4 protein-coding genes and 2 pseudogenes are annotated in these 4,978 nt (G+C 65.2%); 3 read left to right on the top strand and 3 right to left on the bottom strand.

What is annotated here, in order from left to right:
- A pseudogene (locus tag Q8Q83_RS02070) lies at positions 1 to 411 on the top strand (ATPase); the annotation flags it as partial.
- Between the two features lie 177 nt (positions 412 to 588).
- Here Q8Q83_RS02070 and Q8Q83_RS02065 read toward each other — a convergent pair.
- The gene (locus Q8Q83_RS02065) at positions 589 to 1,638 is read right to left on the bottom strand and encodes an alkene reductase (RefSeq protein ID WP_305620692.1); all 1,050 of its coding nucleotides are present in this window, start codon (positions 1,636 to 1,638) and stop codon (positions 589 to 591) included.
- A 209-nt stretch (positions 1,639 to 1,847) separates the two neighbouring features.
- Here Q8Q83_RS02065 and Q8Q83_RS02060 point away from each other — a divergent pair, with 209 nt between their 5' ends.
- Positions 1,848 to 2,426 carry an ACP phosphodiesterase gene (locus tag Q8Q83_RS02060; protein ID WP_305620690.1) on the top strand — a complete coding sequence of 193 codons (579 nt, stop codon included), beginning with the start codon at positions 1,848 to 1,850 and terminating at the stop codon, positions 2,424 to 2,426.
- Here Q8Q83_RS02060 and Q8Q83_RS02055 read toward each other — a convergent pair whose 3' ends face one another.
- The gene (locus Q8Q83_RS02055) at positions 2,427 to 3,215 is read right to left on the bottom strand and encodes a lysophospholipid acyltransferase family protein (protein ID WP_305620688.1); all 789 of its coding nucleotides are present in this window, start codon (positions 3,213 to 3,215) and stop codon (positions 2,427 to 2,429) included.
- Positions 3,216 to 3,414: 199 nt separating this feature from the next.
- Positions 3,415 to 4,164 carry an L-ornithine N(alpha)-acyltransferase gene (olsB, locus tag Q8Q83_RS02050; RefSeq protein ID WP_305620686.1) on the bottom strand — a complete coding sequence of 250 codons (750 nt, stop codon included), beginning with the start codon at positions 4,162 to 4,164 and terminating at the stop codon, positions 3,415 to 3,417.
- Between the two features lie 291 nt (positions 4,165 to 4,455).
- On the opposite strand from olsB, the pseudogene Q8Q83_RS02045 reads away from it, so the two are divergent.
- A pseudogene (locus tag Q8Q83_RS02045) lies at positions 4,456 to 4,978 on the top strand (acyl-CoA dehydrogenase); the annotation flags it as partial.

Here is a 4,978-nt window from a genome sequence, read left to right as displayed (position 1 = left end):
GCGCAGAGCAGTCAGGGTAAGCGTATCGAGCAGCTGGCGGCCGAGGTGAAAAGCCAGCAAGGTGCCACCGGCAAGTTCGAAGGCAGCCTGAAAGCCCTGGGCGCCGAACAGGCCGCGCTGAAAAGCCAGCAGGCGGCGTTGCAAAGCGCCCTGGCCGATTCCAGCAAGTTCGACGCTCAGCTGCAGAACCTGAGCGCCGAAGTCGCGGCACTGAAGCAGCTCGGCAACCCGAACCAGGCCATCGCCCGCCTCGAACAGGACATGCTGGTGCTGAAAAGCGACCTGGAAACCCGTCCGGCGGCCAGCAGCTCCACCGCCGAGTTCGACGCCTTCCGTGGCCAGATGACCCGCAATATCAGCACCCTGCAATCGCAGGTATTGAACCTGCAGCAGCAGATAGACGCCCGCTGATATCGGCGTGACGCGAAAAGGCCGCTCACTCGAGCGGCCTTTTCGTATGTTGGGTAGGTTGGGCTGAGCTTCGCGAAGCCCAACACCGCGCTCGTAAGCCATAAGCCGGGACGCCGAGCGGAGTGCTGCGCACTCCCTGTTGGGCTTCGCACGCTCAGCACCAACCTACGTGCCTCATTACAGCGCCGGATAGTCCAGATAACCGACCGCGCCCTGGCCATAGAAGGTTGCCGGGTTGGCCTGGTTCAATTCGGCATCCTGCGCCAGGCGGGCCGGCAGGTCCGGGTTGGCGATAAAGGGCACGCCAAAGGCCACGGCATCGGCCTTGCCGCTTTGTAGCCAGGCATTGGCCTGGGTCTTGGTAAAGCGCTCGTTGGCGATAAACACGCCGCCGAAGGCTTGCTTCAGGCTCGGCGCCAGGCTGTCGTCGGCTTGATGTTCGCGGGCGCAGATAAAGGCGATGCCGCGCTTGCCCAGTTCACTGGCGACATAGGTGAAGGTCTCCGTGCGGTTGCTGTCGCCCATATCGTGAAGATCGGCCCGTGGCGACAAATGCACGCCGACCCGGCCGGCGCCCCACACCGCGACCACCGCGTCTGTGACTTCCAGCAGCAGGCGGGCGCGGTTCTCCACCGAGCCGCCGTAGCGGTCGCTGCGCTTATTGGTGCTGTCCTGGAGGAACTGGTCGAGCAGGTAGCCGTTGGCGCCGTGGATTTCCACGCCATCGAAACCGGCGGCCTTGGCGTTTTCCGCGCCATGGCGATAGGCCTCGACTATATCGGCGACTTCCTCGGTTTCCAGGGCGCGCGGTAGCGGGTGGTCGCGTAGCGGGCGCAGCAGGCTGACATGGCCCTTGGCGGCGATGGCGCTAGGGGCGACCGGGGCCTGGCCGTTAAGGAAACTGGGGTCGGAAATCCGCCCGACGTGCCAGAGTTGCAGCACGATCTTGCCGCCGGCGCCATGCACCGCCTTGGTGATATTGCTCCAGCCGCGCACCTGCGCGTCCGACCAGATACCGGGGGTGTCCGGGTAGCCGACGCCCATGGGCGTGACCGAGGTGGCTTCGCTGATAATCAGCCCGGCCGAGGCTCGCTGTACGTAGTACTCGGCCATCAGCGCGTTGGGTACCCGGCCTTCGTCGGCGCGGCAGCGAGTCAGCGGGGCCATGATGATGCGGTTGTTCAGCTGCAGGTCACCGATCTGAATGGGGTCGAAAAGCGTGGTCATAGTGAGGCTTCCATCTAAAGGTTCTGGGAGTCGTGCATTGCCCGGCTGAGCAGGGCTGGCGCTGCTGCCATAGCGCGATGCAGCGAACCTTACCGTCACGCCTGGCGAGATACAGATCGTTTGCCCCGATAGTGATCATTGCCTCTGCTGATAGGTGCCCGAGCGCCTAAGCCCGCCGTGGTTTCGCAACGGCCTGTTAAGCTGTGGCCATGAACTATCTCGCCCATCTACACCTCGGCGGCGATGCGCCGGCGCAACTGCTCGGCAGCCTGTATGGCGATTTCGTCAAAGGGCTGCTGGTCGGGCAGTGGCCGGCGGATATCGAGGCGGCGATCCGCCTGCATCGACGTATCGATGTGTTTACCGACAATCACCCGCTGCAACTCCAGGCGCGGGCGCGTTTTCCCGTCGAGCGGCGCCGCTATGCCGGCATCCTGCTGGATATCTTCTTCGACCACTGCCTGGCGCTGCACTGGGCCGACTATGCCCGCGAGCCGTTGCCGCTGTTCACGGGGCGGGTCTATCGGCTGCTGGCGGCCGAGCCTCGCCTGCCCGAGCGCCTGGCGCTGATCGCGCCGCGCATGGCGGCCCAGGACTGGCTGGGCAGTTACCGCGACTTTGCCGTGCTGGAGCAGGTCGTTGCGGGCATGCAGCGGCGCCTGTCGCGCCCCGCGGGCTTGGATGGCGCGATGGCCGAGCTGGAACGGCTGTATCAGCCGCTGCTGGAGGACTTTCGGCAGTTCTATCCCGAGCTGCAGGCCTATGTCGCCCGTGAGCGCGGGCTCTGACTAAGCCGCCTGACTTTCCGCGTCTTCCGTTGCCGTCACTTCTGCCGCGCCAAATAGCGCCAGGCTGATCGCCTGCTGCGCTTGGCGGGCCAGGGCATTGCGGTTCAATGCGGCGCTGGCGATGGGCGGCAGCAGCTGGATCTGCACTTCGGCCAGGTCGCTGCCGAGCAGGCGCAGCAGGTGCGAGAGCATGTCGTCGTCACCGATAAAGGGCGCGACGCTGCACGGCCGACCATCACGCAGGTAACGGATGGCCACCGGTTGCAGCGCGACGCCGCTGTCGATGGCGCTGCTCAGCAGGCGACCATGGAAGGTGCGCAGGCCCAGGCCATCGGTGGTGGTGCCTTCGGGGAAGATCAGCAGCTGGCGACCGCGCTGCAAGTGGCGGCCCAGTTGCTGATTGAGCAGACCGCTGTCGCCCGAGCCGCGGCGGATAAACAGGGTGCCGGCCTTGTGCGCCAGCCAGCCGGCCACAGGCCAGGTACGCACCTCGGCCTTGGACAGAAAGGACAGCGGGGTGAGCATGCCGAGCAGCGGAATATCGGTCCAGGACACATGGTTGCTGACCCACAGCATCGGTTGCTGCGGCAGCTCGCCCTGCACCTGCAGGCGAAACGGCAGGGCCGCGGCCAGGCGGGCGAGAAACCAGCGGGTCAGGCGCTGGCGAGTGGGCATCAGATCATGCCGCACCCAGCGTTCCAACAGGCTAACGGCGCTGGCCAGCAGGGCGCCCAGGGCGATCACCGCCAACAGGCGCAGCAGGCGCAGGTACAAACGCAGTTTCTTCATCGACCACTCCAGCATGCACAGACAAAAACGCCGGCACTGTCTACAGGCTGCCGGCGTACCAGGCAAGTGCGACAGTCGCCTCGGCGAGTTTTTGTAGGTTGGGCTGAGCTCTGCGAAGCCCAACAGGATGATTGAGTTGGGCTTCGTGCCTCAGCGCCAACCTACGAGTTGAACCCAACCGCCATTTTCGCAGCCTGTCCTAGACCGCGGCTTTAAAATGCCGCGCATAACGCGGGCAGAGCTCGTCGCGCTTGAGCAGGATAAACACGTCGGCCACCTGGAAATCCCGATCCCAGCACGGCTCGCCGCAGATCTTCGCGCCCAGGCGCATATAGGCCTTGAGCAGCGGCGGCATCTCGGCGATCACATTGCTCGGCACTTCCAGGGCCGGCAGCGGGGTCTTGGGCTCGGCGCGCAGGTGTTCGGTGCACAGGTAGCGCTCGCGCAGGCGCTGCATGATCGCCTGGGCCTGGATGCCGCCGTCCTGCATGGAGATGCTGGCGCAACCCATCAGGTAGCGGTAGCCGCCTTCATTCAGCACCTCGGCCAGTTCGCCCCAGAGCACGGCGATGGTCGCGCCGTTGCGGTAGGCGGGGGCCACGCAGGTGCGGCCGATTTCCAGCACCGGGCCCTGCAGATGGGCGAGGCCGTCGAGGCTGAATTCTTCCTCGCTGTAGAAACGCCCCAGACCGGCGGCGGCCTGATGGTCGAGCAGGCGGGTGGTGGCCACCAGCTCGCCGCTGTTCAGGTCACGCACGCCTATGTGCTGGCAGTGAATATCGTAGTCATCCATGTCCAGACCCAGTTCGGCGCCCTTGAGCTTGGCGTCGAACTCGGCGCTGAATACGCGAAAGCGCAGCGCCTGGGCTTCGCGCAGGGCCTTGGCCCCCAGCAAACGCTCGGCTTGCAGGCGACGTGCGGGAGTAGCTTTAAGTGCTATCTGAGTCATGCCTGAATCTCCATTTCGGCGGTGTGAAAACTACTGCGCTCGGTTATGCGGCGTTGAAATCAGCCTCGGAATGCTCATGTACAACTCGTACACTCCGCTTCCTCGGCCGATTTAGCCTTGCCTCACCTTCGCTCGCGACGTTTTCACTTGGCCTGTTGAGCCGGCTTTTTGCCTTGCAGCCGGTCGATCTTGTTGGGCAAGCTCAGGCTAGGTAGCGGCAGTGTCACCCCTGTGAAACTTTGGTGATGCTTATGTGACAGCGCCTCTGATAAGAATGACAAGGAGCCTTGCATGCCCTGGCAACAGCTGTTGAACGCCCCCATACGCCTGCCCGCCGCGGATCTGGAAACCTGGTATGCCAGCCTGCTGGAGCGTGTCGGCAATCCGCCCCCCTTCGAGCTGGCGCTGCTCGGCGGGCGCCTGGCGGCGACCCCGGGCCTGGCCTTTCTGGCCGGCTATCAGGCGGCCTTGCGCGTGCTCTGGCCCTCGGCGCCCTGGTCCCTGGGGGCGCTCTGCGTGACCGAGAACAAAAGCACCCGCCCGGCCGATATGAGTACGCGCTTAGAGGCGCTGACGCTGAGTGGGCGCAAGGATTTCGTCACCGCCGCCGACGCCGCCGACTGGCTGCTGGTGGCGGCCCGCGAGGATGCGCCGGGCCAGCCGGTGCGCCTGGGCCTGGGGGTGGTGCGCACTGGCGCGCCCGGGGTGCGTATCGAAGCCTTGCCGGCGCTGCCCTTGATGCCGGATATCGGGCATGCCCGCCTGCATCTGGAGCATGCTCATTGCGAGCGCCTGGCCGGCGATGGCTGGGACG

It is taken from the genome of Pseudomonas sp., from assembly GCF_030696055.1.
GTDB lineage: Bacteria > Pseudomonadota > Gammaproteobacteria > Pseudomonadales > Pseudomonadaceae > Aquipseudomonas.
The sequence above is the reverse complement of the archived record's forward strand: the minus strand, read 5'-3'. Positions and strand labels throughout refer to the sequence as shown.

Bases quoted from the DNA above. Each gene is read 5' to 3' on its own strand.
- Q8Q83_RS02065 (WP_305620692.1), bottom strand. From the start codon at position 1,638: ATGACCACGCTTTTCGACCCCATTCAGATCGGTGACCTGCAGCTGAAC.
- Q8Q83_RS02060 (WP_305620690.1), top strand. From the start codon at position 1,848: ATGAACTATCTCGCCCATCTACACCTCGGCGGCGATGCGCCGGCGCAA.
- Q8Q83_RS02055 (WP_305620688.1), bottom strand. From the start codon at position 3,215: ATGAAGAAACTGCGTTTGTACCTGCGCCTGCTGCGCCTGTTGGCGGTG.
- olsB (WP_305620686.1), bottom strand. From the start codon at position 4,164: ATGACTCAGATAGCACTTAAAGCTACTCCCGCACGTCGCCTGCAAGCC.